The organism is Pseudomonas sp. MTM4 (assembly GCF_019355055.1).
In the GTDB taxonomy this organism is placed as follows: Bacteria; Pseudomonadota; Gammaproteobacteria; order Pseudomonadales; family Pseudomonadaceae; genus Stutzerimonas.
In genome coordinates this window covers 3,873,341-3,899,813 of sequence record NZ_CP048411.1, presented here as the reverse complement: position 1 = coordinate 3,899,813, position 26,473 = coordinate 3,873,341, and the positions used below count along the sequence as shown (strand labels likewise).

Below are 26,473 nucleotides of genomic sequence, written 5' to 3'. Positions count from 1 at the left end.
CGATGGACAGGTGAACCAGCCGAAGCTGACGAGTTGGCTCGATTCTAACGGCATACGCCTTCAAGCCACAGGGCTGTAGTGGCCTGTGTGGCTAGTTCAATTAGTCAATTTCGGCGCCTGAGGCCCTGATATTGCGTTGCCGCTCCTCACCATAGCCAGCTATGACTCGTCGCAGCGCCTCGTCTCAGAACCTCAGTCGTCCGAACTTGAGGTAATCAACTAGCCGTACAGGCTAGGCGCAGCTCTTAGTCCAGTACTCGATCCCGTGCGTGCCGAGCAGTTGCGCCGTTTCGCATAACGGCAGCCCGACCACGCCCGAGTAGCTGCCCTCCAGCGCGCTGACGAAGACCGCTCCCCAGCCCTGAATGGCGTAGCTGCCCGCTTTGTCCTGCGGCTCGCCGCTGGCCCAATAGGCTTCGGCCTCCTCAGGCCGAATGGTCCGAAAGCGCACCTTGCTGGTGACCAGTCGCACCACGCAACCCGCCGGGCTAGCCAGCGCGACGGCGGTCATCACTTCATGTTCGCGTCCGGACAGCGCCAGCAGCGTTTTCAGCGCATCGGTCTTGTCCGCCGGTTTTCCGAGGATCTGCTGGTCCAGCACGACCGTGGTATCGGCGCCCAGCACACAGGCCGAGGCATCGTCGAGCAGCGCCAGACCAGCCAAGGCTTTCTCCCGGGCCAGACGCTGGACATAGACGTCCGGCGGCTCTGCTGGGCCAGGGGTTTCATCGATGGAGACAGAGAGGACGGAAAACGGAACGCCGATCTGCATCAGCAGTTCACGGCGGCGCGGTGAGGCGGAGGCGAGAAACAATGTCGGCATGCCAACTCCTTGGGTATGAGCGAAGCAGATTCGCAGATCCAGTCCATGCTCGGAAGCATCCCGGAACCGTGCACCTGCAGCTCAGTAGACGTTGAAACGCCGACGCGCCCATTGCAGGGCGACGAAGACCCAGGGCCAGAGCAAGGCACTGACCGGCACGGGTATGAGAAACAGAAGCGTCGGCGGGCGATTGCCTGTCAGCGTATTGAGCCACAGCTGCACCAGTTGCCCGATCCCCAGAATCACCATCAACACGAGACTTTGCTGTAGCAAGGGGAACATCCGCAGGCGTTGCTGCAGGCTCAGCACCAGAAAGGTGATCAAGATCAGCGGTAAACCGTTCTGCCCTAGCAAGGTTCCAGACAGCACATCGAGCATCAAGCCGAAGAAGAACGCCGCCGCCATGCCACCACGGTGCGGTAGTGCAATTGCCCAGTAAGCGATGAACATGCCGAGCCAGAGCGGACGCGCCAGCCCGAAGCTCTGCGGCATGGGCGCCACGCTGAGCAGCAGCGCCAGCGCCAGCGATAACCAGATGACCCAGCCATTATTCTGCCGTCCGCTGATCATGGCCGCTCCTCGCCATTCGGCGGTGTTTCGTTCGGCGCGACCGCGGCATCGGGTGTTTGAGCGTCGGATTCAGCCTCGGCGGGTGCGGCCGTCGCTGATTCGCCTGAATCGGCCGCCTCGCGATCCGCCGTCTCCTGCGCCTGCGCTGCGTCGGTAGCACGTTCTTCTGGCGTTCGCGAATCGCTGAAGACCAGCAGCAGATAGCGGCTGCGGTTGAGCATGGCGGTGGGAATGGCGCGGACGATCAGGAAAGGCTGGCCGGAGCCGCGCACCACTTCGGTGACCTGAGCGACCGGATAGCCGCTGGGAAAACGCTGCCCCAGCCCGGAACTGACCAACAGATCGCCTTCCTTGATATCAGCCGTCTCGGCAACGTGGCGCAACTCCAGGTAGTCCGGGCTACCGGTGCCAACCGCAATGGCCCGCAGCCCGTTACGGTTGACCTGCACCGGGATGCTGTGGGTCACGTCCGTCAGCAACAGCACCCTGGCGGCATAGGGCATCACTTCGACGACCTGCCCCATCAAGCCACTGGCGTCGAGCACCGGCTGGCCAAGGAACACGCCGTCACGCTCGCCCTTGTCGATCAGAATGCGGTGCGTGAAAGGATTGGGATCGAGTCCGATCAACTCACCGACGATCACCTTGTCATCGACCAGTGCGGCGGAGTTGAGCAACTCGCGCAACCGCACGTTCTGCTCGGTCAGCGTCGCCAGCTTCTGCAGGCGCCGCTGCATCAACAACGCCTCGGCCTTGAGCTTCTCGTTCTCGGCGACCAGGCTGGTGCTGCTGGTGAGCTGCTCCGTGGCCCGCTGCCAGGTTCGCACTGGCAGATCGGCTAGCCAGTAAAAGGGCGTCAGCACCAGCCCCATCTGGCTGCGCAAGGGTTTGAGCGTCTCGAAGCGTGCATCCACCACCATCAACACGACACAGAGCACGGAAAGCACCAGCAGGCGCACTCCGAGCAGGGGTCCTTTGGCGAATAGTGGTTTGATGGACGGGTCCTCGCAGCTGCAGGCTTCAAACTAAACGCGACAAGCCGAGAGCAGGGCCAACCCCGCTTTCGGCTTGCGCTTGGAGCTTATTGCTTGTGGTTCACTCCGTGGACAAAAGATCCATGGCGTGACGATCCATCATTTCCAGCGCCCGGCCACCGCCACGCGCTACGCAGGTCAGCGGCTCTTCGGCGACGATCACCGGCAGACCGGTCTCCTGTGCCAGTAGCTTGTCCAGATCGCGCAACAGAGCGCCACCACCGGTAAGCACCAGACCGCGCTCGGCGATATCGGAGGCCAGTTCCGGTGGCGATTGCTCCAACGCGCTTTTTACCGCCTGGACGATGGTCGCCAGGGATTCCTGCAGGGCCTCGAGCACCTCGTTGGAGTTGAGCGTGAAGCTGCGCGGCACGCCTTCAGCCAGGTTGCGACCGCGAACGTCGACTTCACGCACATCGGTGCTGGGGAAGGCGGTGCCGATTTCCTGCTTGATGCGTTCGGCAGTGGATTCGCCGATCAGGCTGCCGTAGTTGCGTCGCACGTAAGTGACGATGGATTCGTCGAAACGATCGCCGCCGACACGGACGGATTCGGCGTAGACCACGCCATTGAGAGAGATCAGCGCAATCTCGGTGGTACCGCCGCCGATATCGACGACCATCGAACCGCGCGCTTCGTCGACCGGCAGGCCGGCGCCAATGGCCGCAGCCATTGGTTCTTCGATCAGGAATACTTCACGCGCACCAGCACCGAGAGCCGATTCACGGATCGCACGGCGCTCGACCTGAGTGGATTTGCAAGGAACGCAGATCAGCACGCGTGGGCTGGGCTGCAGGAAGCTGTTCTCGTGAACTTTGTTGATGAAGTACTGCAGCATTTTTTCACAGACGCTGAAGTCCGCGATCACACCGTCTTTCATCGGGCGGATGGCGTTGATGTTGCCGGGGGTACGACCGAGCATGCGTTTGGCGTCGGTACCCACCGCGACGACGCTTTTCTGGTTGCCGTGAGAACGAATGGCAACCACTGACGGCTCGTTCAGGACGATGCCGCGATCGCGCACATAAATAAGGGTATTGGCAGTGCCCAGGTCGATCGACAAATCGCTGGAAAACATGCCACGCAGTTTCTTGAACATGGGAAAAGGGCCCTGGGGCAAACGCGTGGGGAAAAAAGTGCCGCAAACTCTAACAATGGTGCGAACGTAGGGCAAGGCGCGAGTCCGCGCTTGGCGGGCCAGACGTGAGCCAACGCGCGAAAAATGATCGACGCTGCGAAACCCCCAGACCGCCGGCAAGCCGCAGCCGCGCTACCGGCAAGCGCCGTAGACATGTAAGATTGATGGCTTTTCCGGGCTCGAATGCCCACCGCTGCGACTCGCCCCTGCTGCTCTTGCGTCGGTCTTGGCCGACGGAAGGCACGCCCGACTCGCTTCCCGCTGGAGAATCCCGATGGCGCTTGAACGCTCCGAGGTGGAAAAGATCGCTCATCTGGCCCGCCTGGGTCTGAATGAAGACGACCTGCCCCGCACCACCGAGACCCTGAACAACATCCTCGGCCTGATCGACCGCATGCAAGCCGTCGACACCAACGGCATCGAGCCGCTGGCGCACCCGCTGGAAACTAGCCAGCGCCTGCGTGCGGACGAGGTCACAGAACGCAACCAGCGCGACAGCTACCAGGCGATCGCACCGGCCGTGGAAGACGGGTTGTATCTGGTCCCGCGGGTGATCGAGTAATGAAGGACGCCGACATGCATCAACTGACCCTCGCCGAGATCGCCCGCGCCCTGGCCGACAAGCGCTTTTCCGCCGAAGAGCTGACTCGCTCGCTGCTCGAACGCATCCAGACGCTCGATCCGCAATTGAACAGTTTCATCACCGTGACCGAAGAGCAGGCCGTTGCCCAGGCTCAGGCGGCCGACGCACGCCGTGCCAATGGCGAGAATGGCGCGCTGCTGGGTGCGCCAATCGGTCACAAGGATCTTTTCTGTACCCAGGGGGTGCGTACCAGCTGCGGATCGAAGATCCTCGACAGTTTCAAGTCCCCCTATGACGCCACCGTTGTCGAGCGGCTCGCCGCAGCCGGTGCGGTCTCGCTGGGCAAGCTGAACATGGACGAATTCGCCATGGGCTCGGCCAACGAATCGAGCTTTTATGGGGCGGTGAAAAACCCTTGGGACCTGACCCGCGTGCCGGGCGGCTCCTCGGGTGGTTCCGCCGCTGCGGTGGCGGCGCGCTTGATACCCGCCGCGACTGGCAGCGACACGGGCGGTTCGATCCGCCAGCCCGCCGCGCTGACCAACCTCACCGGCATCAAGCCCACCTACGGCCGTGTGTCGCGCTGGGGCATGATCGCTTATGCCTCCAGTCTCGATCAGGGCGGCCCGCTGGCCCGCACCGCCGAGGACTGCGCGCTGATGCTCGGCGCCATGGCCGGTTTCGACTCGAAGGATTCCACCAGCGTCGACCAACCGCTGGACGATTACCTTGCCGCGCTTAGCCAGCCGCTCGCCGGCCTGCGTATCGGCCTGCCGAAGGAATACTTCGGCGAAGGCCTCGATCCCAAGATCGCCACTGCGGTGATGACGGTGGTCGAAGAACTGAAGAAGCTCGGCGCCACGGTGAAGGACATCAGCCTGCCGAACATGCAGCACGCCATTCCTTCCTATTATGTGATCGCGCCCGCCGAAGCCAGCTCCAACCTGTCGCGCTTCGATGGCGTGCGTTTCGGTTACCGCTGCGAGAATCCAGCGGACCTCACCGATCTCTACAAGCGGTCGCGCGCCGAAGGTTTCGGTGACGAGGTCAAGCGCCGAATCATGGTTGGCACCTATGCATTATCCGCCGGCTACTACGATGCCTATTACCTGAAGGCGCAGAAGATCCGTCGCCTGATCAAGAGCGACTTCGTCAGCGCCTTCAATGAAGTCGACGTGATTCTCGGCCCGACCACGCCGAACCTGGCCTGGAAGCTCGGCGAAAAGAACGCCGATCCGGTCTCGGCCTATCTGGAAGACATCTACACCATCACCGCCAACCTCGCCGGCATTCCGGGCCTGTCCATGCCGGCCGGTTTCATCGACGGTCTGCCGGTGGGCGTACAGCTTCTGGCGCCCTACTTCCAGGAAGCGCGCCTGCTCAACGTGGCGCACCAGTATCAACAGGTCAGCGACTGGCACCTGCGCGCCCCGGCCGGATTCTGAGGAGATTGAAGATGCAATGGGAAACCGTGATCGGGCTGGAAATTCACGCACAGCTCTCGACCCAATCGAAGATTTTCTCCGGCAGCGCTACCACTTTCGGCGCCGAACCCAACACTCAGGCCAGCCTGGTTGATCTGGGCATGCCCGGCACGCTGCCGGTGCTCAACGCCGAAGCCGTGCGCATGGCCTGCAAATTCGGCCTGGCGATCAATGCCGAGATTGCCGAGAAGAACGTTTTCGCGCGCAAGAACTACTTCTACCCGGACCTCCCCAAGGGCTATCAGACCAGCCAGATGGACCACCCCATCGTCGGCAAGGGCTTTCTCGACATCACCTTGGAAGACGGCACTACCAGGCGCATCGGCATCACCCGTGCGCATCTGGAAGAAGATGCCGGCAAGAGCCTGCACGAAGACTTCCACGGCATGAGCGGCATCGACCTGAACCGCGCCGGCACGCCGCTGCTGGAAATCGTATCCGAGCCGGACATTCGTTCGGCCAAGGAAGCGGTCGCTTATGTGAAAGCCATGCACTCGCTGGTGCGCTACCTGGGCATCTGCGACGGCAACATGGCCGAGGGCTCGCTGCGCTGCGACTGCAACGTCTCGGTACGGCCCAAGGGGCAGGCCGAGTTCGGTACCCGCGCAGAAATCAAGAACGTCAACTCCTTCCGCTTCATCGAAAAGGCCATCAACCACGAGGTGCAGCGCCAGATCGAACTGATCGAGGACGGCGGTAAGGTGGTTCAGGAAACTCGCCTGTACGACCCGAACAAGGACGAGACGCGCTCCATGCGCAGCAAGGAGGAAGCCAACGACTACCGTTACTTCCCCTGCCCCGACCTGCTACCGGTGGTGATCGAGCAGAGCTTTCTCGACGATATCCGTGCCAGCCTGCCGGAACTACCGGTACAGAAGCGCGAGCGCTTCCAGCGCGAATTCGGGCTGTCCGCCTATGACGCTGACGTCCTGGCTGCCAGCCGCGAGCTGGCCGATTACTTCGAGCAGGTCAATGCAACCTGCGGCGATGCCAAGCTGTCCGCCAACTGGGTGATGGGCGAGCTGTCCAGCCTGCTCAACAAGGATGGGCTGGAGATTGACCAGTCGCCGGTATCCGCCGCACAGCTGGGCGGCATGATCGTGCGCATCAAGGACGACACCATCAGCGGCAAAATCGCCAAGATGGTGTTCGAGGCGATGGCCTCCGGCGAAGGCTCGGCTGACGAGATCATCGAGAAGAAAGGCCTCAAGCAAGTCACCGACTCCGGCGCCATCGAGGCGATGCTGGACGAGGTGCTGGCGGCCAACGCCGAGCAGGTCGAGCAGTACCGCGCCAGCGACGAAGCCAGGCGCGGCAAAATGTTCGGCTTCTTCGTCGGGCAAGCGATGAAGGCATCGAAAGGCAAGGCCAACCCTGGCCAGGTGAACCAGCTGCTCAAACGCAAACTCGAGGGCTGAGTCGACGGGCGGGCCGGTGATCAGGCTCGCCTCGTTTCGCTACTGACCGCAACACACGAAACGTTGAACGGCTGCCCCGCTTGACGCTCAAAGCCTTTCGAGGCCATGAAGCAATCCGCTGGCCGGTATCTGACCGATTCCGCGCAGAAGGATTGGCTCATGCGTACCAGACCGCTGCTTGTTCCACTGCTGCTCGCCCTGATCGGCGGCTGCGCCGAAGACCAGAGCAACGACCAGAAAGTCAAAAGCACCTTCACCCAGCAGGGCAAGGCCTCCTATTACGCTCGTAGCTTTCATGGCGAGCAGACCGCTAGCGGCACGATCTTCAATCAGAACGAACTGGTCGCCGCGCACCAGACCCTGCCATTTGGCACCCAGGTGAAAGTGACCAATCTGGAGAATGGCAAAAAGGTAACGGTGCGTATCGTCGACCGAGGTCCGTTCAAGCCGGGACGCATTATCGACCTGTCGCGGGTTGCGGCCGGCAAGCTCGATCTGCTCGAAGACGGTGTAGTCAACGTAGAAATCGAAACGGTCGACTGACGGGCTTACGCGCCCGTACACATGGAGTTCGGATGAGTTTGATGATTTTCGCCTACCTGATTGGCGGATTGATATTACTGGTGCTGGGCGCCGAATCCTTGGTGCGCGGCGCCTCGCAGCTTGCGGCACGCTTCGGTATCTCGCCACTGATCATCGGTCTGACCGTCGTCGCGTTCGGCACCAGCGCACCGGAAACGGCTGTCAGCGTTCAAGCCGCCTTGAACGGCAGCGGCGACATCGCGGTTGGCAATGTGATCGGCAGCAATATCGCCAACATCCTGCTGATTCTCGGACTGTCCGCGCTGGTGGCGCCGCTGCTGGTGTCGCGCCAACTGGTACGCCTGGACGTACCGATAATGATCGGCGCTGGCATACTGACCTTCGCCCTCGCATGGGACGGCGATCTCAGTCGGCTGGACGGCGGCGTTCTGGTTGCCTTTCTGCTGCTCTATACAACCTTTCTAGTCATTGCCAGCAGGCGCGAGAAAAAGAGCGAACGGCCCGACGAGTTCGCTATCGAATACGGCCCTGCAGACCAGCCGAAACCACTCGGCTGGCTGATTCAACTGTCGATGGTACTGCTCGGGCTGATCCTGCTGGTGGCAGGGTCGAACCTGCTGATTGACGGCGCGGTGGCTCTGGCAAGGGCGCTGGGCCTGTCGGAGCTGGTGATCGGTCTCACGGTGATTGCAGTCGGCACTTCCATGCCCGAGCTGGCAACCTCGCTGCTGGCGGTGTATCGCGGAGAGCGTGATATTGCCGTCGGCAATGTAGTGGGCAGCTGCATTTTCAACCTCCTGCTGGTGCTTGGCGCCGGGGCACTGGTTTCGGCTGGCGGCTTATCCATTTCACCCAATGCACTAGCCTTCGATTTGCCCGTCATGCTCGCCGTATTTGGTGCCTGCCTACCGATCTTTTTCTCCGGTTACCGGATCAATCGCTGGGAGGGCGCCATGTTTTTCGGCTATTACTTGGCGTACACGCTCTATCTCGTGATGTTTTCCACCGGCCTGCCGTCTATCAGCCTGTTACGCCATGCAATGACTTGGTACGTATTGCCCTTGACCGCCATCACGCTTTTCGTGATCTTTCTGCGCGCTTGGAAACACCAGCGCTGAGCCAACCCTTCTTTTGGAGCAACCATTCGTGTCCCTGATGACGTTCGTCTACTTGATAGCTGGCCTGGTGCTTCTCGTTGCCGGTGCCGAAGTGCTGGTACGCGGCGCGGCCAAACTGGCAGCGCAATTCGGCATTCCCCCGTTGATCATCGGCCTGACGGTGGTTGCATTCGGCACCAGTGCACCGGAGACGGCTGTGAGCGTGCAGGCTTCGCTGAACGGCAGCGGCGACATCGCCATCGGTAACGTACTCGGCAGCAACATCGCCAACGTTCTGCTGATTCTTGGTATGACCGCGCTGGTCGCGCCGCTCATCGTTTCACGCCAGCTGATCCGCCTCGACGTACCGATCATGATTGGCGCCAGCCTGGTCACCTACGCCCTGGCCTGGGACGGCTCGCTGAGCCGCCTCGATGGCGCCCTGCTGTTTGCCGCCGTCGTCGGCTACACCCTATTTCTGATCATCAGCAGTCGGAAGGCCAATGCAGCCGCAACCGCAGATGATGAGTTCGCCAAAGAATTCGGTCTCGAAGCGCAGCCCAAACCTTATGCCGGCCTGATCAACGCTGGCCTGGTCGTTGTAGGACTCATCCTGTTGGTGGTGGGCTCCAACTTCCTGGTGGAGGGCGCCGTGTCCCTGGCCCGCGCGCTGGGCTTGTCAGAGTTGGTAATCGGCTTGACGGTGATCGCCGTCGGCACCTCGCTGCCCGAATTGGCCACCTCGATCCTGGCCGCCATCCGTGGTGAGCGCGACATCGCCGTAGGCAATATCGTCGGCAGCAATATCTTCAACCTGCTCTGCGTTCTGGGACTGGCGTCGATGGTGTCCCCCGAAGCGATCACGGTGGCTGCCAGCGCACTGGCCTTTGACTTCCCGGTAATGATTGCGGTGGCGCTGGCGTGCCTGCCGATCTTCTTCACCGGCTACGCCATCAACCGCTGGGAGGGCTTGCTGTTCCTGGCCTATTACGTGGCGTATACGGTGTATCTGGTAATGGCCAGCACTGGACGACCGTTTGCTGAAACCTTTGGTGATGCGATGATCGGCTATGCCTTACCACTGACCGCAGTGACGTTATTAGTTATCGCCAGCCGGGCCTGGAAGAAACAGCGCCAATAGCAGCCTCTGCACACCTGCTAGCGGACCGGCCTGGAAGCAAGTGGACTTCAGGCCGGGCCGCTCCTCGACTCAACCTTCGCGAGCCTGAGACCGCGGCAGTTCGAAAACCTGCGCGGTCTCTTCTTCGTCACTCATCCGGCTGAGCGTGCCGTCGACTACGGCGCCGTTTTCCATGCTCAGCTGACGGTAGCGGATATTCCCGCAGACCCGAGCGTTGGAATGCAGTTCGAGCAGGTGCTCGACCACCAGATCGCCTACGATGACGCCGTCGATCAGCGCATCGTAACTGCTGACATTACCCTCGATCCGGCCGTCGGCGCTCAATGCCAGCAGGCTGTGCGTTCCAGGCTTGTGGCAGACGTTGCCTGTCACCGTGCCGCTGATTTTCAGCCCTTCCTCGAACGCCATATCGCCGGCCAGCGAGACATTGCCGGAAATCAGACTGGAGAACTGGTCGACGGCGACTTTCGGCGCCGGCTTCTTCTTGTCGAACATTTCTATTCCTCGGTATTAACGGGCTTTCTTCTGCTGGCGGAAAAAAGCCAGGTCTGTCTGCAGTCGCTCGATTTGCTCGGACAGCTTGGCGATGCGCCCGAGCAACTGCTCCTGCGTCGCTTCGGCTTCCTGGCGGTGCAGCCGACTCTGCTCGAGCGCATCCCGGAGCGCCTGATTTTCAATGTCCAGCGCGGCGACCTGCCGCTCGTAGGCGCCATGCTCGATAACGCGCAAATAAAGCAGCGCGCCAATCACGCACAGCATCGCGAAGATCAACCAGAGCCACGAACGCGAGCTGCGACGGGCTTGTAAACGATGCTCGGAACGTAGCAGTTCGCGAGTATCTAGCGTTTTAGTCTTGAGCCTGAACATCGCTGTCCCGCTCTAGATCGCCAAGGGCGAGGAAGCGCTGAGGATCGACGAATCGCCCCTTGTGCAGCACCTCGAAATGAAGATGCGGACCAGTGGAGCGCCCGGTGGAACCCACCGCCCCGATCAGCTGCTCAGGCGTTACCACATCGCCCACGCGCACGTGCAGACGCGACAGATGTGCGTAGCGAGTCACCAGCCGATTGCCGTGATCGATTACCACCAGCTTGCCGTACGCGCCGCGATAGCCGGCAAAGCTCACCCGACCACCCGCCGCAGCGACTACGTCGGAACCGGAGCGCAACGCGAAATCCACGCCCGAATGGAAGGCTGGTTGCTTTCTGAACGGATCGATACGGTTACCGTAGGCCGATCCCAAGCGCGCTTCGCCGACAGGGCGGCGGGACGGAATCGCCATGAGCGCCGCGTTGCGTTCTGCCACACGCTGAAGCATGCCGTCCAACAACACACGCATGCAGTGCGCCGACGTCTCGGTGCGTTCCAGATCGTCGAGCGATACGCTGTCGACCCCCAATGTCAGCTCACTCGAGCATCCTCGTGGCGGTAGCAGCACGCCGCCCTGCCCTTCGCCGCCAACAGCCGGCTCCGGCGCCAGCAAGGGCAGCAGGGTTGGATCGAGGGCCGAGAGTTGCTGACTCAGAATACGCTGCTCGCCGAGCATGTCCTGCAATGCGAGCACATCGGCCTCGATGGATTTCAGCCGACCCACCACTTTTCCGACACGCGCAATGGCGAAGCGATCTTCGCTTCCGAGGGCCGGCTCATCCTGACTCGCGGCCTCACGCTGAGGCTCTATATCCCGTCCGATCCAAATGCCACCGGCAAAGGTTCCGAGATTGAGGAGCAGCAGCAACGCCAGACCTGGACCGAACAGGCGATGCTGGTTGACGACGCGATTGGCATCACGCGTTAGCGAACGGCTCGAAGGTGTGAAAAACGACATCGTCAATCCTCAGAAAACAAGGCGGCCCACCACTGATAGAAACGCCATCGACCGTCCGAGGCAATGTGACGGAAACCGGTGTTTTTTTCTGAGGCCTATTGAGCGATTACGACTATTCCGCTGAATTTCTTAAGCTGGGAAAGAGGACATTGATCACAACACGGGCAAGCGGCGTTTAAAGCCACCCCAGCCAGCCAAGCAATAACAGCCCGAGGTTGATGCTCAGCGCAGCGATCAATGTGGTGATCACAATGATGATCGCCGCCAGTTGATGATTGGCGTTGACCGCTCGCGCCATGACGAAGCTTGCCGAAGCCGTAGGACTGGCGAAGTACAGGAACAGGATGCCCAGCTCCGCGTCACGGAAGCCAACCAGCCAAGCCCCCGCTGTGGCCAGCGCAGGAAGCCAGACCATCTTCATCAGGCTTGCGCTGATGGCCATGCCGCTGCTCTCGCGCAGGACCGAAAGCGACAGTGTGCCGCCGATGCAAATGAGCGCCAGCGGCAAGGTCATCTGTGCGAAATACTGGCCGGAAGTCATCAACCAGTCCGGCAGCGGAATCTGCCAATAGGTAAATGGGATGGCCATCGTCACGCCGATGATCAGCGGATTGCGCAAGATGCTGAGCAGGATCGATCCAGCACTGGCGCGCGCGCCTGGGCTGTAGATCGCCAAAATCAGCGCCGACAAGCTGTTGTAGAGCAGTATCACCACGCCCGCAAGAACACCGCCCAGCGACAGGCCGTAATCGCCATAAAGACTGGTTGCCAGCGCCAGGCCGACGATACCGTTATTGCCGCGAAACGCGCCCTGAACGTAGACGCCACGATCGGCAGACGGACAACGCCAGAGCGCCCAGGCCCAGGCGAGAAAGAAGGTCGCGACGGTGGCGATGACGTAGTAGATCAACAGGCTCGGCTGCAACGCCGCATCCAGATCGGCCTTGATGATCGAGATGAACAGTAGGGCAGGCATGGTGGCGTTGAACACCAGCGCCGATGCCGTCTGAATGAACGCAGCGTCGATCCAGCCCAGCCGCTTGAGCGCTATACCGATGAACAACATGACGAACACCGGGGCGGTAACGCCCAGGGTCTGAACGGCAACGGAAAGCATGATGGGCTCGATGGCGAAGGGGCCGCTTATGGTAATCGCTTAAGAGCTGGAAGCTAATGGGCTGGACTGCCCCAAGCCCGTCGAGTTTTTTCTTGCAGCTTGAGGTTTACCGCCGCTTTTCATCCTAAGTCGCAAGCTGGGTACGAACCGCCAAACGACTCGCTTCCAGCTTCAAGTTCAAGGCTGCCTTTCTACCGCCTTACCGGACGTTTTTGCAGTTTGCGCTGCAAAGTCCGCCGGTGCATGCCCAGCGCGCGCGCCGTGGCGGAAATGTTGCCGTCATGTTCGGCCAGTACGCGCTGAATATGTTCCCACTGCAGGCGATCGACCGACATGGGGTTTTCCGGAACCAGCGTATCCAGATCGGCATGTTTGGAAAGCAACGCGGCCAGCACATCGTCGGCATCGGCGGGCTTGCACAGGTAATTGCAGGCGCCACGCTTGATAGCCTCGACCGCGGTGGCGATGCTCGAATAGCCGGTGAGGATGAGCACCTTCATTTCCGGGTCCAGCTCGAGCAATTTGGGCAGCAGCACCAAACCGGAATCCCCATCCATCTTCAGATCCAGCACCGCGTAGTCAGGGAGTTCCTGCTTCGCCATCTCCAGGCCTTCCTCGGCCGACCCGGCGATGCTGACGTGCAAACCACGACGGCTCATGGCCCGCGCCATGACACGGGTAAATGTGGGATCGTCGTCCACCAGCAGCAGATGAGGCTGATCTTCGCCTTCGTGCTGCAACTCTTCGGTCATGCTTGCATTCCTCGCGTTAGTGTCACGTCAGGTTCTGGCCCGCACCGAGCCATGCGGCAGGCGCAACTCTGTCAGGGTGCCACCTTCTTCGTGATTGTAGAGCTTCACCGTGCCGCCGGCGCGGGTAACGCTGGCCTGGCTCAGGAACAGGCCGAGGCCGAACCCCTTGCCTTTGGTCGTGATAAACGGCCGCCCGATCTGTTCGGCGATCGCTAGCGGTACACCGGCGCCATGATCGCGAATGGTCAGTTTGATCCACTGCGCATCCCAATCCAGGCGAATATCCAGATTATCCGGGCTGGCATCGGTGGCGTTGTTCAGCAGGTTGAGCAGCGATTGCCCTAGATCAGCCGGCGGCATCAGGCGTGGGGGCGTACCCTTGCCCAGACACTGAAAGCGGAAGGTGGCCTCCGGGTGCATCAGATGCCAGCGCTGCAGCACCGACTCAACCCATTCACGCGCCGTTTGCTCGACGACGGCCTGGCGGCGATCCGCCTCGGCGGCACGCACCAGCTGACGCAGGCTTTCCTTGCACAGCTGAACCTGCGATTGCAGCAGTGCCAGATCTTCGTTCAATTGAGGTTGCTGATAGTCCTGCCGGAGCTCCTTGAGCAGCACGCTCATGGTCGCCAATGGCGTTCCCAGCTCGTGCGCCGCCCCAGCTGCCTGCGTTGCCACGGCGAGCAATTGCTGATCGCGCATGCTTTCCTCGCGTCGCTGAGCCTGGAACTCTTCCTGGCGGCGCAGCTGCTCGGCCATGCGCGCCACGAAAAAGGTGATCAACGCTGCCGCCAGCGCAAAGCTCAGCCACATGCCGTAAACCAGCAAGGTCGTGCGATCGACCGGCGGCGCGATGACCGGGTCGTACCACACCAGCATCAAGGTATAGCCGGCAAGCGCCAGCCCCGACAGAACCACCGAATACATCCATGGCAAGGTCGCAGCAGCGATGGTGAGCGGCACCAGATAATAGGAAACGAACGGATTGGTCGAACCGCCCGAGTAATAAAGCAGCGCACTGTGGATCAACAGGTCTGCGGCCAGATGCACGGCGTATTCGAGCTCGGTCACCGGCCAGGGTCCGCGCAATCGCAGAGCGGTGCCCAGGCAGATCAGCGCCGAGACGGCCAGTGTGACGCCCAGATGAAACCACGGCAGTCCGAACAGTTGAGTGGCATAGGCGAGCCCCACCGCGCCCGCCTGCGCGGCGAGCACAAGGATGCGGATCAGAGTAAGTAGCCGTAGATTCTGGCGACTGGCTGAAAGCAGGTGAACGGATGCGTACATGGACTCTCCAACGGAGTCGCGAGTATAACCAAGGCGCCCGAAAGACAGCCCTCATGCGGCAACGCGACGCACGAAAAACTGCATCGCGCCGCTCAACGTCTAACAAGGCTGTTGAAAAACGTTGGCGAGGCAGCCAAGACAAGGCGGAGAAACGGACCGGGCTCGCGATCGAGTTACGAACTAGTAGATGAGTATTTCGACCGGACTGGCGATTTGTAACGCTGGTTTGATGCGGCCGGCCAGGCGACGCAGATAGTTTCCTAACAGCCTGTTAAAGTCTCTGCGCCGCACCACTGGTGCCATCGAAATCAGGAGCCGTCATGTTCGTATCCGTAACCCGCAGCGTCGCACTGCTGGCCTCTATCGTTTGCCTCTCGGCTGTCGCCGATGAGCAACACTACAACCAGATTTCCCTGCGAGCCGAGGCCACCAGCGAAGTGGCGCACGATCGCATGCATGTCACGCTTTACAGCGAGGCCCAGCACGAAGATCCGGCGCAGTTGGCCGCGCAAACGACCGAAGCCATGAACAAAGCCCTGCAGCGTGCGCGCCTGGCGAAAGGCATCGTCGTCAGCCAAGGCAGCCGCAGCAGCTATCCGGTCTATGAGGAAAAAGGGCAGCAGATCACCGCTTGGCGCGAGCGTGCCGAGTTGCGCCTGGAAAGTGGCGATTTCGCTGCGCTGTCCAAGCTTACCGGTGAGCTGATGCAAGACCTCAAGATGGACAGCATGCAATTCAGCGTCTCCGACGCCATCCGTAAACAGAACGAGGACGCCTTGCTGAAGGATGCCGTCGCGGCCTTCCGCGCCCGCGCACAACTGGCCACCGAAGCGCTCGGCGGCAGCGACTACAAGATCGTCAACCTCAACCTGAACAGCGGCGGTGGTTATCAACCGGTGATGCGTAACTTCGCGATGAAGAGCATGGATTCCGCTCCGACACCGGAGGTCGAGGCCGGAACCCGTCAGATCAGCATCAACGCCGACGGCGTGATCGAAGTTCAGATGCCCTGAGCCAAATATGCAGTCTCCTCTGCCAAATCAGCCGAGGAGGCTGTTGCAAACGGGACGGGTCGGTACGGCGCCCTCAATCGCAACCCTGCCAAATAATTTGATACACAGTCGCAAAGCCTGACGGCGCAAGGCGCGCAGCCTTGCAGCTTCGAGTCCGCAGCGATTTGCCGTAACGACATCATTCCAAACGGTTATCGCGAATCACTATCATGCGCGCCAAACAATGCTTCTAACAAAGGATCTTCGCGCATGCACGCCCCGTTCACTCGCTCAGCACTGGCCGTGGCCTTGCTCGGCTGCAGCTTTCATACGTTCGCCGACACCAGCCCAGTCACGCTGAGCGACACCGTGGTCAGCGCCTCGGGTTTCGAGCAGAAGATTACCGAGGCTCCGGCAAGCATCAGTGTGATCAGCAGTGAAGAACTCCGGACCAAGCGTTACAGCAACCTAGCCCAGGCGTTGGATGAGGTGGAAGGTGTAGACATCCGTCAGGGCACCGGCAAGACCGGCGGCCTGGATATCAGCATGCGCGGCATGCCCAGCGACTACACGCTGATCCTGATCGATGGGCGCCGTCAGAATACTGCTGGAAACGTTACGCCCAACGGGTTCAACGAAACCCGTACCAGCTTCATGCCGCCGCTGTCAGCTATCGAGCGCATCGAAGTGATCCGCGGCCCGATGTCCACTCTCTACGGTTCGGATGCGATGGGCGGCGTGGTCAACATCATCACTAGGAAAGTAGCTGACGAATGGGGTGCTGCGGTCACGCTGGATCATACCTTCCAGGAAGACAGCGATTATGGCGACACCAGCAGCACCAGCGTATACGCCAGCGGCCCACTCACTGAAGGACTGCTCGGCCTGGCGGTGCGCGGGAGCTTCTTTGATCGTGAAGAGTCGAACCTGACCTTCGATAACGACTCGACCGTCAGCAAGCGCGGCGCTTCTCCAGTCGAGGGCCGCAACTACAACATCGGGACCCGCCTCACCCTGACCCCTCACGATGATCACGATTTCGCTCTGGATTTCGAACGCGGCCGGCAAGTTTACGAGAACGACAACTGTCAATTGGGCACCCTCGATGGCAAGGCTTCGACCGGCAGTAACGCCGTAGCTGGCTGCGCCGCAGACGACCCGACCAACATCAGCGGCTATCAGGATCAGCTACGTTTCGAGCGTGATCAATTCGCTCTCAGCCACACCGGACGGCTGGGCTTCGGCACCTTGGACAGCAGCATCACCTACAACCAGACAGAGACCCTCGGCCGTACCATTCCCGGCACTCTCGGTGTGCCGTACGACGCGCCCTATCAAGCCATCATCGGTGGCGATGATCGGGAGCTCGAATCCACCGACCTGGTTTTTGACACCAAGCTCGTCGCGCCTCTAGGCGACAACCATATCCTCACCGTGGGCGGTCAGTACTGGGATGCCGAAGTGACCGACGGCGTCGCAGGCGAAGATTTCGCACAGAAATCCTGGGCACTGTTCGTTGAAGACGAGTGGCGGCTGCGCCACGATCTGGCGCTCACCCTTGGTGCACGTTACGAGGATCACGAAGCGTTCGGTGGCCACATCAGCCCGCGCGCCTATCTCGTCTGGAACACGACAGACAGCTGGACGATGAAAGGCGGCGTCAGCAAAGGCTACAAGACTCCGACACTCAATCAGTTGCATGACGGCATCAGCTCAATCAGTGGCCAAGGCCAGAACATCTCGTTCGGCAATCCGGATCTTGACCCTGAAGAATCGACCAACACCGAGTTCGGCGTTTACTACGCCAACCTTTCGAACTTCAACGCCAACGCGACCCTGTTCCATACGAAGTTCAAGGACAAGATCGATACCGGCCCAAGCCAGGCAAACTGTTTTTTCCCCGGCTCGCCTAATCAGCCAAGCTGCGTCAGCTATGGGCCAGGCTTCCAGCAGGAGTTCTTCTCGCAGGACATTAATATTGGCGAGGCCCGGATTCGCGGTTTCGAGCTGGCTGGCAAATGGGCGTTCGCTCCAACCTGGAGCGTGAGCGCCAACTACACCTATACCGACAGCGAGCAAACTACTGGCGCAGACAAGGGCGCGCGGTTGACCAACACACCTATGCACATGGCGTTTGCCCGCCTGAGCTGGCAAGCGACCGATCAGCTGAACCTTTGGTTCAAGGGTGAATACCGCGGTGAGCGTGCGCGCTTCAACCAGCGCTACGCAACCCTGACGAATGCTAACAAACAGGTGATCGATGCTGCGGGCGACCTCGAAGCCTACGAGGTTTTCCATCTGGGAGGCTCGTATAAAGCCACGCAAAACCTGACGCTCAATGCCACTATCTACAACCTCTTCGACAAGGACTTCACCACCGGCACCTATTACAACAATGGTGCGAGCTGGGTCTCCGACTATGCACAGATCGGTCGCGGCACCGACGGGGTCATCGAAGAAGGCCGCCGCCTCTGGCTGTCTGCCAACATCACGTTCTGAGCCAGCAGCGTGACGCTGATGAAGCCGGGGTTTACTCCGGCTTCATCGCTTTAGGATCAGCTGCCCGCTGCGAGACGCGAATGTATGCCATTGGTAAATCTTTAGCGTTTGAAAGATCAAGCGTCCTAGAATCCGCCATTCCCTCACACGACAAGGACCACCATGCACCTTTGGCTCGGCACGCTCCGCCAATGGCACTGGATCAGCTCTGCGCTGTGCCTGGTCGGTATGCTGCTGTTCGCGGTTACCGGGATCACGCTCAACCATGCCGCGCAGATTGAGGCGCAACCCAGGGTGACCGAGCGCCAGGCCGAGCTGCCTCCGGAACTGCAAAACCAGTTGCTGTCCCAGACGCCTGAAGCCGGACTTCCTGATGCGCTGCGCCAGTGGCTCGAGAGCGAGCTGAGCATTGACCTTGGCGATCGCGACGCCGAATGGTCCGACGGCGAACTCTATATCGCCCTGCCCCGCCCCGGCGGCGACGCCTGGCTGAGCCTTACGCTGGAAAACGGCGAACTGCTGTACGAATCCACCGATCGCGGCTGGATTTCCTACCTCAACGACCTTCACAAGGGCCGCAACACCGGCACTGCCTGGAGCTGGTTCATCGACATCTTCGCGGCGGCCTGTGTGGTCTTCAGCCTTACCGGACTGTTGCTACTGCAGCGTCACGCCGGTGGCCGACCGACGACCTGGCCGCTGGTCGGGGCCGGGTTGGTTATCCCGCTGCTGCTGGCGCTGCTGTTTATTCATTAAGGATCTGCCATGCGAAAAACCTTGCTGTTGCCCCTAGCCCTACTCAGTGCGCCGCTGATGGCCGCCGATCTGAAAATCGAGGTGGAAATCCCGCGTCTGCAGGTCGCCGAGTATCACCGTCCCTACGTGGCGCTGTGGCTGGAGCAGCCCGACAAGAGCCATGTCGCCAACCTCGCCGTCTGGTACGACCTGAAGCTCAAGGACAACGAAGGCGAAAAATGGCTCAAGGACATGCGCGAATGGTGGCGACGCAGCGGTCGCAGCCTGGACATGCCGGTGGATGGCGTCAGCGGCGCAACACGCGCGGTCGGCACCCATAGCCTGAGCTTTACCGACAAAAACGCACCGCTCAACACACTGCCTGCCGGCGAATACCGTCTGGTGGTGGAGGCCGCGCGTGAAGTCGGCGGGCGCGAACTGCTGCGCCTGCCATTCAGCTGGCCGCCGGAAAAGACCGAAACGCATCAGGCCCAGGGCGAAAGCGAACTGGGCACCGTCACTCTCGAACTGACTCAATGACCCAAGGAAGCCCAGCATGAAACCCATGATCAAATGGACCGCGATGGCCCTGGCCGTCTGCTTGCCACTGTCCGCCCAGGCCCATCGCGCCTGGATGTTGCCCTCGGCCACCGTGCTGTCCGGCGAAGATCCGTGGATCACCGTGGACGCCGCCGTGTCGAATGACCTGTTCTATTTCGAACATTTCCCGTTGCGCCTGCAGGGCATCGGCCAGCTCGATCAGGCACCGGCTGGCGGCCCGCCCGGCATGCGTCCACGTCCGGCTGCGCAACTGCAAGTGATCGCGCCGGATGGCTCCGCTGTACAACCGGCGAACGGCAGCATCGGCCGTTACCGCAGCACCTTCGATGTGCATCTGACCCAGAAAGGCACCTACAAGCTGGCGATCGCCAATAGCGGCCTGGTTGCGCGCTGGAAAGAAAATGGCGAAACCCGCCGCTGGATGGGCAACCCGGACATGTTCGCCAAGGAAGTCCCGGCCAAGGCCGAGGATCTGCAAGTGAGCCAGAACAGCAGCCGCATGGAAGTGTTCGCCACGTCCGGAGCACCGACCAAGACGGTGCTGGAGCCCACCGGCAAAGGCCTGGAACTGTCGCCCGTCACCCACCCCAACGACCTGTATGCGGGCGAAGCGGCAGAGTTCGTCTTCCTGCTCGATGGCAAGCCAGCCGCGGACGTAGAAATAAGCGTAATCCCCGGCGGCAATCGCTACCGCGATGACCTCGGCGAAATCAATGCCAAGACCGATGCGCAGGGCAAGGTCAGCATCACCTGGCCGGACGCCGGCATGTACTGGCTGGAAGCCGAACTGACCAGCGACAAGGGCGTCAGCAAGCCGGCCACTGAACGCCGCGCCAGCTACAGCGCCACGCTCGAAGTACTTCCGCAGTAACATGGCGATCGCCGTAGCGGCGCCGAAACCTCGCTACGGCCTGTAAACGCGCCATTTGCCGTCTCCCACAAGCTGTGACGAGACGGCTGCGCCATTCCAGCACGCACATGCAGCCGCAACGGCATCGCGCCGGACAAACCACCATGCTTACGGCCAGACTCCAGGAGACGGCTACCTTGGCTCGCACTTTCGTACTCGTGCGCTACGCCCCGTTGTCAGCGTGCCTGTTGCTCGCCGTATGGCTGTTCTGGTGGCAACCTCCGCGAATCATCTCGGCCTCGCTGGTGATAGCGGCCTATTTCGGCGTCTGCCTGCACCTCTGGCGCAATCACCGCAAGCACGCGCAACCTTTTACTCATCCCACGACCGATACCCTGATCATCGCCTATGCCAGCCAGGGCGGTCAGGCGCGTGAGCTGGCCGAACGCAGCGCAGAGCAGTTGCGCGCTGCCGGCATGGCGGTCGACGTCCGACCGCCGAACGCCCTCGACACCGCGACGCTGGCCAGGGCGCGCCGTGTCCTGTTCATTCTCAGTACCTACGGCGAGGGCGAAGCGCCGGACAATGCCGCTCGCTTTGAGCGACGCCTGCTACATGATGCGCTCGACCTTTCTTCCCTGGAATTTGCCGTACTCGCGCTCGGCGACCGGCAATACACACATTTTTGCGGTTTCGGCCAGCGGATCGATACCCGGCTGCGCGAACTTGGCGCCTTGTCGCTATTCGATCGGCTGGAGGCTGATCGCGCCGATCCAGGTGCGCTGCGGCACTGGCAGCATCAACTGGGCCACATCAGCGGCCGCAGCGACTTTACCGACTGGCAGCCCGCGCCCTACCAGCCCTGGCTATTGCACAACCGGGTGCTGCTCAACCCGGGCAGCCAAGGTGCGCCGGTGTTTCATCTGACACTTTGTCCAACTGGCGAAACATCGCAGTGGCAGGCCGGTGACATCGCCGAAGTCGGTCCACGCCACGCCACGACGGAGGTGGAGCAGCTGCTGCGGCAGCTCGGCTTCGACCCGGCGCTTCCCGTCGAGGGTGAACGTTCGCTGGCCGAGGCCCTCGCCTGTCGCCGCCTGCCGCCGGACCCAGACGAACTGCGCGGATGCGAGCTCGAAAGGCTGCTGGCGCTGCCCCGCCTGCCTCACCGTGAATATTCCATCGCCTCGATTCCAGATGAAGGTCATGTGCAGCTACTGGTACGCGAGGCCCGGCATGCCGATGGACGCCTCGGCCTTGGCTCTGGCTGGCTCTGCCAGCATGCAACACCGGGCAGCCTGATCGACCTGCGCATCCGCAGCAACCCCAGCTTTCACGGCCCGGATGCCGGCACCCCGCTGATCCTCATCGGCAACGGCACCGGCATTGCAGGCCTGCGCTCGCACCTGCGTGAACGTGTCGACACGGGCTCGCGCAACTGGTTGTTGTTCGGGGAGCGCAGCGCCGCTCACGATCAATTGCTGCACGACGAATTGCGAGAATGGCTGCAATCCGGCCACCTGCAGCGACTCGACCTGGCGTTTTCCCGCGACCAGGCAGAGAAAATCTATGTCCAGCATCTGCTGCGCGATGCCGCGGACGAGCTGCGCCAGTGGATCAATGATGGTGCAGCCCTCTACATATGCGGGAGCCTCGAAGGCATGGGCCGCGAGGTGCAGCAAATTCTGGCCGGCGTGTTGGGTGAAGCGCAGCTGCAGGTGCTTGCCGAGCAAGGTCGATATCGCCGGGATCTTTACTGACGCGCCGCTGGCCTGCAGAAGGCGCGATGTACTAGAGGGCCGGTGCGCTGCGGGGGCTCCCTCTGATCAAGGTGGCGCAAAACTGAATGCCGGAAAAACGAAACCCCGCCATCGGCGGGGTTTCGTCGTTATCACTGGCAGACCACCCAGAAATGGCCTCTGCTTCAGCTTCGGTCAGAAGTGGAAGTTGGTGCTCAGCAATGCCGTACGGCCTGCGGCCTGGTTGGCATAGTGAGCGCCGTACGCCTTGTCGTAGTAGGTCTCGTCGGTCAAGTTTTGTACGTTGATCTGGAAGTCGAGGTGCTTGTTGACCTTGTAGCTGGCCATCGCATCGTAGCGCCAGTAGGAATCGACCATCAGCGTGTTGGCGGTGTTGCCGTAAACCTCATCGACATAGAACGCCCCACCGCCGACGGCCAGCTTGTCGGTCACGTCATAGGTGGTCCAAAGGCTGAAGGCGTGGTTGGGCGTATTCGCCAGCTGGTTGCCGTTGTCCGGGTTCACCGCGCTGGTCACTGCGCCTGCGCGATTGCCTACCGCACCACCTTCCACTAGTTCGCTATCCAGATAGCTGTACCCGGCGAACACGTTCCACTTGCGGGTCAGGCGACCGGTTGCGGTCAGCTCGTAGCCGTCCACGCGGGTCTTGCCGACGTTTTCGTAAGTGAAGTTGCTGGTCAGCACACGCGCGTTGTCTTTCTCGGTCCGGAACACCGCTGCACCCAGTGAGAGTCGGTTATCGAGCAGATCCCACTTGGTACCGATCTCGTAGTTGGTGGTTTCTTCCGGCTCCATGTCGCTGCGGATGCTGCCGGAGGTGCCGTTGCCGTCGTTCAGCCCGTTTGGCTCTGCGCCTTCGCCCAAGGTTGATCCTGGTGGTGTCGCCGAGGTGGCATAGGAGACGTAGATGCTGCCGTTCTCGACCGGCTTGTAGACCAGGCCCAGCTGACCGGTGATGAACTCACTGGTGTCTTCGATCTTGGTTACGCCGGTGGCGGCGCTGGTCTTGGCGCTGGTGTCGAAGTAGTCGTAGCGCAGGCCCATGTTCAGCAGCCACTGCTGAGTCAACTCCAGGGTGTCGAACGCCCAAAGCGCACGGGTATCGGCATCGGTGTCGGTGCCGTAGTAGTTGCGCGTGATGGTGCCGGTATAGGCCTGGTTGGGGTTCGGATTCGACAGGGAAGTACAATCGCCGGAGGCAACCAGTGCGGGCGTACAGGTACCTGCGCTAGTGCCAGGCAGCGTATAACCGGAGCGGTCCACGTTCTCGCGGCCCAACTCAACACCAAAAGAGAAGTTGTTCTTGAAGCCGGCGATGACGGTTTCGCCGAACAGCTCGGTCTGGTTGACGGTGCTAGTGGTGTTGCTGACGCGCTGGTTGGCGCGGCGGAACACCTGATCGTTGAGAATGTTGCCCTTGCTGTCGTCCGGTTGGCTCCAGATGTAGTCCTGCATGGAGCTGCCATGGCGCAGGGTGTTCTTGACCGTCAGGTTGTCGCTGAGGTCATGCTCGACGGCGATGGTGGAGATATCCGCGCGACCTTTGGAGAAGTCGCGGCCCTTCAATCCATAGAAGTTGCTGCTGTCGCCACCGTCGGTGGGCTTGTCGGGATTGGCCGACGTGCGCGTGCCGGACGAACCGGTGTTCAGGCTGTAGGGAATGCCGGAATCCGGCAGATCGTCGTTTTCCATGTGGTAGTAATCGAGGAAAACACGAGTGGGCGTGCCCAGACCGAAAGCGAGCGAAGCCGCAAGGCCCCAACGGTCATTGTTCACCGCATCGCGGCCCGCCACGTTGTTTTCGTGGCTCATCAGGTTCAGCCGGCCTGCGGTGGTTTCGTTGAATTGATAGTTGCCATCGAGCGTGTAGCGCTGGGTCTGGTCCGAGCCCCAGGTAAAGCCGCCGTCCAGCGAATTGCCGAGATGCGCCTTCTTGCTGACCAGATTGATGCTGCCGCCGGCGGAGTTACGACCGCCCATAGCAGAGTCGGAACCCTTGACCACTTCCACCGCTTCAACGGCAAAAAGCTCGCGGGTCTGCGCGCCAGTGTCACGCACGCCGTCGAGGTACATGCTGCTTTGTGAGTCGAAGCCGCGAATGAACGGACGATCCCCAGTGGGATTGCCGCCCTCGCCGGCACCCATGGTGATGCCTGGCACAGTGCGCAGCGCGTCCTGCAGGTTCAACGAGTTGGTGTCTTTCAGGACTTGCTGAGGCACGACCGTGACCGAACGCGGCGTATCCCGCAGCGGTGCGGTGTATTTGGACGATTGCGCCTGCTCGACTTTGTAGTCGCCTTCAACGGCATCGCCCGTCACCGTCGTGGTGCCGAGGCTGAGCGGTTCGGTCTGGTCGGCCTGTGCCAGCTGCGCGGCGGACATGCCAGTAATGGCCACACCGACGGCGGTGGCGAGCAAACGCGGAGTGCAAGCAAGGCGATCCGAAGACATGGAAGCCATCATTATTCTCGTTGGGGAAAATCGGAAGACGCGAAATCTAGAGCAAACGATAATTGATATCAATATGTGACAGAAAAATCTTGAAATACTTATGGGGCTCCGCAACAGTACGCCGAGCTTCATCCACCGCGCCCACCAGCCCAATCGGCCCTCGACATGCTTCTGCACATCCCCGCCATCTTCGGCTCCGACGAAGTCAAACGTATCCGCAGTGCGCTGGAACAAGCCCCTTGGGCTGACGGCAAGGTCACCGCCGGCTACCAATCGGCCAAGGCCAAGCACAACCTGCAAATGCCGGAGGATTCGCCGCTGGCGAGGGAAATCTCCGAAGCCATGCTGCAGCGCCTCTGGCAGAACCCGCAGTTCATGTCCGCTGCGCTGCCGCACAAGGTGTTTCCGCCCCTGTTCAACTGCTACAGAGAAGGCGGCTCGTTCGGTTATCACATCGACAACGCCATCCGCCAGGTGAGGAACAGCCCCGAGCGTGTCCGTACCGATGTGTCCTCGACCCTCTTCTTCAGCGATCCGGATAGCTACGACGGCGGTGAACTGGTCATTCAGGACACCTACGGCACACAGCGGGTCAAGTTCGCCGCCGGCGACCTGGTGCTCTATCCCGCGACCAGCCTGCACAAGGTCGAGCCAGTCACCCGCGGGACGCGCATCGCCTCGTTCTTCTGGACCCAGAGCCTGATCCGCGATGATGGCCAGCGCACCTTGCTCTACGAGATGGATCAGGCGATTCAGCAGCTGACCCGCGATCTGCCGGACCATCCATCGCTAGTCCAGCTGACCGGCACTTACCACAACCTGCTGCGTCGCTGGGCAGACGTCTGAATGCGTGTTCTATCTCGTCGTGAGGAAGTCTCCCCGGACCAGCTGCCCAACCTGCTGGCGGGCGATCCACGAGAAGCCGCGCGGACCATACTCGCCGCGGCGGAAACGGGCCTCGCAGACGCCCAAGTGATGCTCGGCCAGATCCTGCTGGAAGGCCGTGGCATCCAACGCGACCCCGCGCTGGCAGTCCGCTGGTTTCGCATCGCACGGGCGCAAGGCAACCCGATGGCGCACAACATGCTCGGCCGCTGCCTGGAACATGGCTGGGGTTGCAATCCGGATCTTTCGACGGCAGCGCGCGAATACCTCAACGCGGCCGAACAGGGTCTCGACTGGGGCATGTACAACCTTGCCAACCTGTTCGCCACTGGCCGTGGGGTCGCGCAGGATCAGGCGCAGGCCTTAAAGCTGTATCGCCAGGCAGCGGAGCTGGGTCATGCGAAGTCGATGAATCTGCTGGGACGCTATCTGGAAGAAGGCCTGGTGGTGCCGGCCGATCCGGACGCCGCCTGGAACTGGTATCGACGCTCCGCCGAGGCAGGCGATTTCCGAGGCCAGTTCAGCTATGCAGCGGTGCTGATCAGCCAGCAGCGTTGGGACGAGGCGCGGCACTGGCTGATCCAGGCATTGGCGCTCGGTCACCTGAAGTTTCTGCGCAAGGCGCGAGACGAGTTACTGGCAGCGCGGATCGAACCGATCACCGATATCGCCTTGGCCTATGTCACCCGCTGCGCCGACATCGGTGATCAGGGTGACCGGTTGGTTGCCCGCCAGCTCGCCACGATCCGGCCTGACCCGCTCGAATCCGACGCATAACGCAAGAGCATGGGAACCTCCGTACCCCTGTGGAAGGCGCGCCCTCGCGGCGAATGGCGGCGGCACCGAGCCTGAAACGCTTCGCCCCGTGGGCGGGCTTCTTACAAAAGTAGCTTGCGCTTCGCCCCGAACGTCCACTAGAGGTGGC

25 protein-coding genes are annotated in these 26,473 nt (G+C 61.3%); 14 read left to right on the top strand and 11 right to left on the bottom strand.

Annotation, left to right across the window (positions count from 1 at the left end; all coding sequences use genetic code 11):
* Positions 1-232: 232 nt before the first annotated feature.
* The 4 genes from GYM54_RS17915 to mreB all read right to left on the bottom strand — a co-directional run bounded on the left by GYM54_RS17915 (position 233) and on the right by mreB (position 3,526).
* Positions 233-823 carry a nucleoside triphosphate pyrophosphatase gene (locus GYM54_RS17915; RefSeq protein ID WP_181100078.1) on the bottom strand — a complete coding sequence of 197 codons (591 nt, stop codon included), beginning with the start codon at positions 821-823 and terminating at the stop codon, positions 233-235.
* Between the two features lie 81 nt (positions 824-904).
* On the bottom strand, positions 905-1,393 hold the full coding sequence (gene mreD, locus GYM54_RS17910; RefSeq protein ID WP_131649893.1) for a rod shape-determining protein MreD: 489 nt from the start codon (positions 1,391-1,393) through the stop codon (positions 905-907).
* Positions 1,390-2,361 (bottom strand): rod shape-determining protein MreC, encoded by a 972-nt coding sequence (gene mreC / locus GYM54_RS17905; protein WP_218568020.1) that lies wholly within the window; start codon positions 2,359-2,361, stop codon positions 1,390-1,392. Before mreC ends, mreD begins: the two co-directional genes overlap by 4 nt.
* 127 nt (positions 2,362-2,488) lie before the next feature.
* Positions 2,489-3,526, bottom strand: coding sequence for a rod shape-determining protein MreB (mreB, locus tag GYM54_RS17900; RefSeq protein WP_131649891.1), 1,038 nt, complete (start codon positions 3,524-3,526; stop codon positions 2,489-2,491).
* Positions 3,527-3,839: 313 nt separating this feature from the next.
* On the opposite strand from mreB, the gene gatC reads away from it, so the two are divergent.
* From gatC to GYM54_RS17870, 6 genes are all read left to right on the top strand, one after another.
* Positions 3,840-4,127 carry an Asp-tRNA(Asn)/Glu-tRNA(Gln) amidotransferase subunit GatC gene (gene gatC / locus GYM54_RS17895; protein WP_131649890.1) on the top strand — a complete coding sequence of 96 codons (288 nt, stop codon included), beginning with the start codon at positions 3,840-3,842 and terminating at the stop codon, positions 4,125-4,127.
* Positions 4,128-4,141: 14 nt separating this feature from the next.
* Positions 4,142-5,593: an Asp-tRNA(Asn)/Glu-tRNA(Gln) amidotransferase subunit GatA gene (gene gatA, locus GYM54_RS17890; protein WP_181100076.1), complete on the top strand. Its 1,452-nt coding sequence runs from the start codon at positions 4,142-4,144 to the stop codon at positions 5,591-5,593.
* An 11-nt stretch (positions 5,594-5,604) separates the two neighbouring features.
* Positions 5,605-7,050: an Asp-tRNA(Asn)/Glu-tRNA(Gln) amidotransferase subunit GatB gene (gene gatB, locus GYM54_RS17885; protein WP_181100075.1), complete on the top strand. Its 1,446-nt coding sequence runs from the start codon at positions 5,605-5,607 to the stop codon at positions 7,048-7,050.
* Positions 7,051-7,209: 159 nt separating this feature from the next.
* A complete protein-coding gene (locus tag GYM54_RS17880) occupies positions 7,210-7,593 on the top strand; it encodes a septal ring lytic transglycosylase RlpA family protein (protein WP_181100072.1) in 384 nt (127 codons plus the stop codon).
* 32 nt (positions 7,594-7,625) lie between these two features.
* Positions 7,626-8,711 carry a calcium/sodium antiporter gene (locus GYM54_RS17875; protein WP_181100070.1) on the top strand — a complete coding sequence of 362 codons (1,086 nt, stop codon included), beginning with the start codon at positions 7,626-7,628 and terminating at the stop codon, positions 8,709-8,711.
* Positions 8,712-8,739: 28 nt separating this feature from the next.
* Positions 8,740-9,831, top strand: a complete 1,092-nt coding sequence (locus GYM54_RS17870; RefSeq protein ID WP_181100062.1) for a calcium/sodium antiporter — start codon at positions 8,740-8,742, stop codon at positions 9,829-9,831.
* A gap of 69 nt (positions 9,832-9,900) precedes the next feature.
* Here the strand turns inward: GYM54_RS17870 and GYM54_RS17865 are convergent, their stop codons facing one another.
* From GYM54_RS17865 to GYM54_RS17840, 6 genes are all read right to left on the bottom strand, one after another.
* On the bottom strand, positions 9,901-10,326 hold the full coding sequence (locus GYM54_RS17865; protein ID WP_131649884.1) for a polymer-forming cytoskeletal protein: 426 nt from the start codon (positions 10,324-10,326) through the stop codon (positions 9,901-9,903).
* A 15-nt stretch (positions 10,327-10,341) separates the two neighbouring features.
* Positions 10,342-10,698 (bottom strand): hypothetical protein, encoded by a 357-nt coding sequence (locus tag GYM54_RS17860; RefSeq protein WP_131649883.1) that lies wholly within the window; start codon positions 10,696-10,698, stop codon positions 10,342-10,344.
* Positions 10,679-11,659, bottom strand: coding sequence for a M23 family metallopeptidase (locus tag GYM54_RS17855; RefSeq protein ID WP_197445792.1), 981 nt, complete (start codon positions 11,657-11,659; stop codon positions 10,679-10,681). Before GYM54_RS17855 ends, GYM54_RS17860 begins: the two co-directional genes overlap by 20 nt.
* 175 nt (positions 11,660-11,834) lie before the next feature.
* Positions 11,835-12,776: an AEC family transporter gene (locus tag GYM54_RS17850; protein WP_197445791.1), complete on the bottom strand. Its 942-nt coding sequence runs from the start codon at positions 12,774-12,776 to the stop codon at positions 11,835-11,837.
* 191 nt (positions 12,777-12,967) lie between these two features.
* Positions 12,968-13,528 carry a response regulator transcription factor gene (locus GYM54_RS17845; protein WP_131649880.1) on the bottom strand — a complete coding sequence of 187 codons (561 nt, stop codon included), beginning with the start codon at positions 13,526-13,528 and terminating at the stop codon, positions 12,968-12,970.
* A 27-nt stretch (positions 13,529-13,555) separates the two neighbouring features.
* Complete coding sequence (locus tag GYM54_RS17840) at positions 13,556-14,815, bottom strand: ATP-binding protein (RefSeq protein ID WP_131649879.1); 1,260 nt, start codon at positions 14,813-14,815, stop codon at positions 13,556-13,558.
* A gap of 320 nt (positions 14,816-15,135) precedes the next feature.
* Here GYM54_RS17840 and GYM54_RS17835 point away from each other — a divergent pair, with 320 nt between their 5' ends.
* The 6 genes from GYM54_RS17835 to GYM54_RS17810 all read left to right on the top strand — a co-directional run bounded on the left by GYM54_RS17835 (position 15,136) and on the right by GYM54_RS17810 (position 22,212).
* Positions 15,136-15,828, top strand: a complete 693-nt coding sequence (locus GYM54_RS17835) for an SIMPL domain-containing protein (RefSeq protein ID WP_131649878.1) — start codon at positions 15,136-15,138, stop codon at positions 15,826-15,828.
* A gap of 249 nt (positions 15,829-16,077) precedes the next feature.
* The gene (locus GYM54_RS17830; RefSeq protein WP_181100052.1) at positions 16,078-18,306 is read left to right on the top strand and encodes a TonB-dependent receptor domain-containing protein; all 2,229 of its coding nucleotides are present in this window, start codon (positions 16,078-16,080) and stop codon (positions 18,304-18,306) included.
* 162 nt (positions 18,307-18,468) lie between these two features.
* Positions 18,469-19,062, top strand: a complete 594-nt coding sequence (locus GYM54_RS17825) for a PepSY-associated TM helix domain-containing protein (RefSeq protein ID WP_181100051.1) — start codon at positions 18,469-18,471, stop codon at positions 19,060-19,062.
* 9 nt (positions 19,063-19,071) lie between these two features.
* The gene (locus tag GYM54_RS17820; RefSeq protein ID WP_131649875.1) at positions 19,072-19,581 is read left to right on the top strand and encodes a DUF2271 domain-containing protein; all 510 of its coding nucleotides are present in this window, start codon (positions 19,072-19,074) and stop codon (positions 19,579-19,581) included.
* Positions 19,582-19,597: 16 nt separating this feature from the next.
* Positions 19,598-20,473, top strand: a complete 876-nt coding sequence (locus GYM54_RS17815) for a DUF4198 domain-containing protein (protein WP_181100049.1) — start codon at positions 19,598-19,600, stop codon at positions 20,471-20,473.
* 176 nt (positions 20,474-20,649) lie between these two features.
* The gene (locus tag GYM54_RS17810; RefSeq protein ID WP_231752240.1) at positions 20,650-22,212 is read left to right on the top strand and encodes a sulfite reductase flavoprotein subunit alpha; all 1,563 of its coding nucleotides are present in this window, start codon (positions 20,650-20,652) and stop codon (positions 22,210-22,212) included.
* 174 nt (positions 22,213-22,386) lie between these two features.
* Here the strand turns inward: GYM54_RS17810 and GYM54_RS17805 are convergent, their stop codons facing one another.
* Positions 22,387-24,672 (bottom strand): TonB-dependent siderophore receptor, encoded by a 2,286-nt coding sequence (locus GYM54_RS17805; protein ID WP_219232592.1) that lies wholly within the window; start codon positions 24,670-24,672, stop codon positions 22,387-22,389.
* A gap of 156 nt (positions 24,673-24,828) precedes the next feature.
* Between GYM54_RS17805 and GYM54_RS17800 the strand changes: the two genes are divergently transcribed.
* Both GYM54_RS17800 and GYM54_RS17795 read left to right on the top strand, forming a co-directional pair.
* Positions 24,829-25,509: a Fe2+-dependent dioxygenase gene (locus GYM54_RS17800; RefSeq protein ID WP_181100046.1), complete on the top strand. Its 681-nt coding sequence runs from the start codon at positions 24,829-24,831 to the stop codon at positions 25,507-25,509.
* Positions 25,510-26,325 (top strand): tetratricopeptide repeat protein, encoded by an 816-nt coding sequence (locus tag GYM54_RS17795; protein WP_197445789.1) that lies wholly within the window; start codon positions 25,510-25,512, stop codon positions 26,323-26,325.
* Positions 26,326-26,473: the final 148 nt, after the last annotated feature.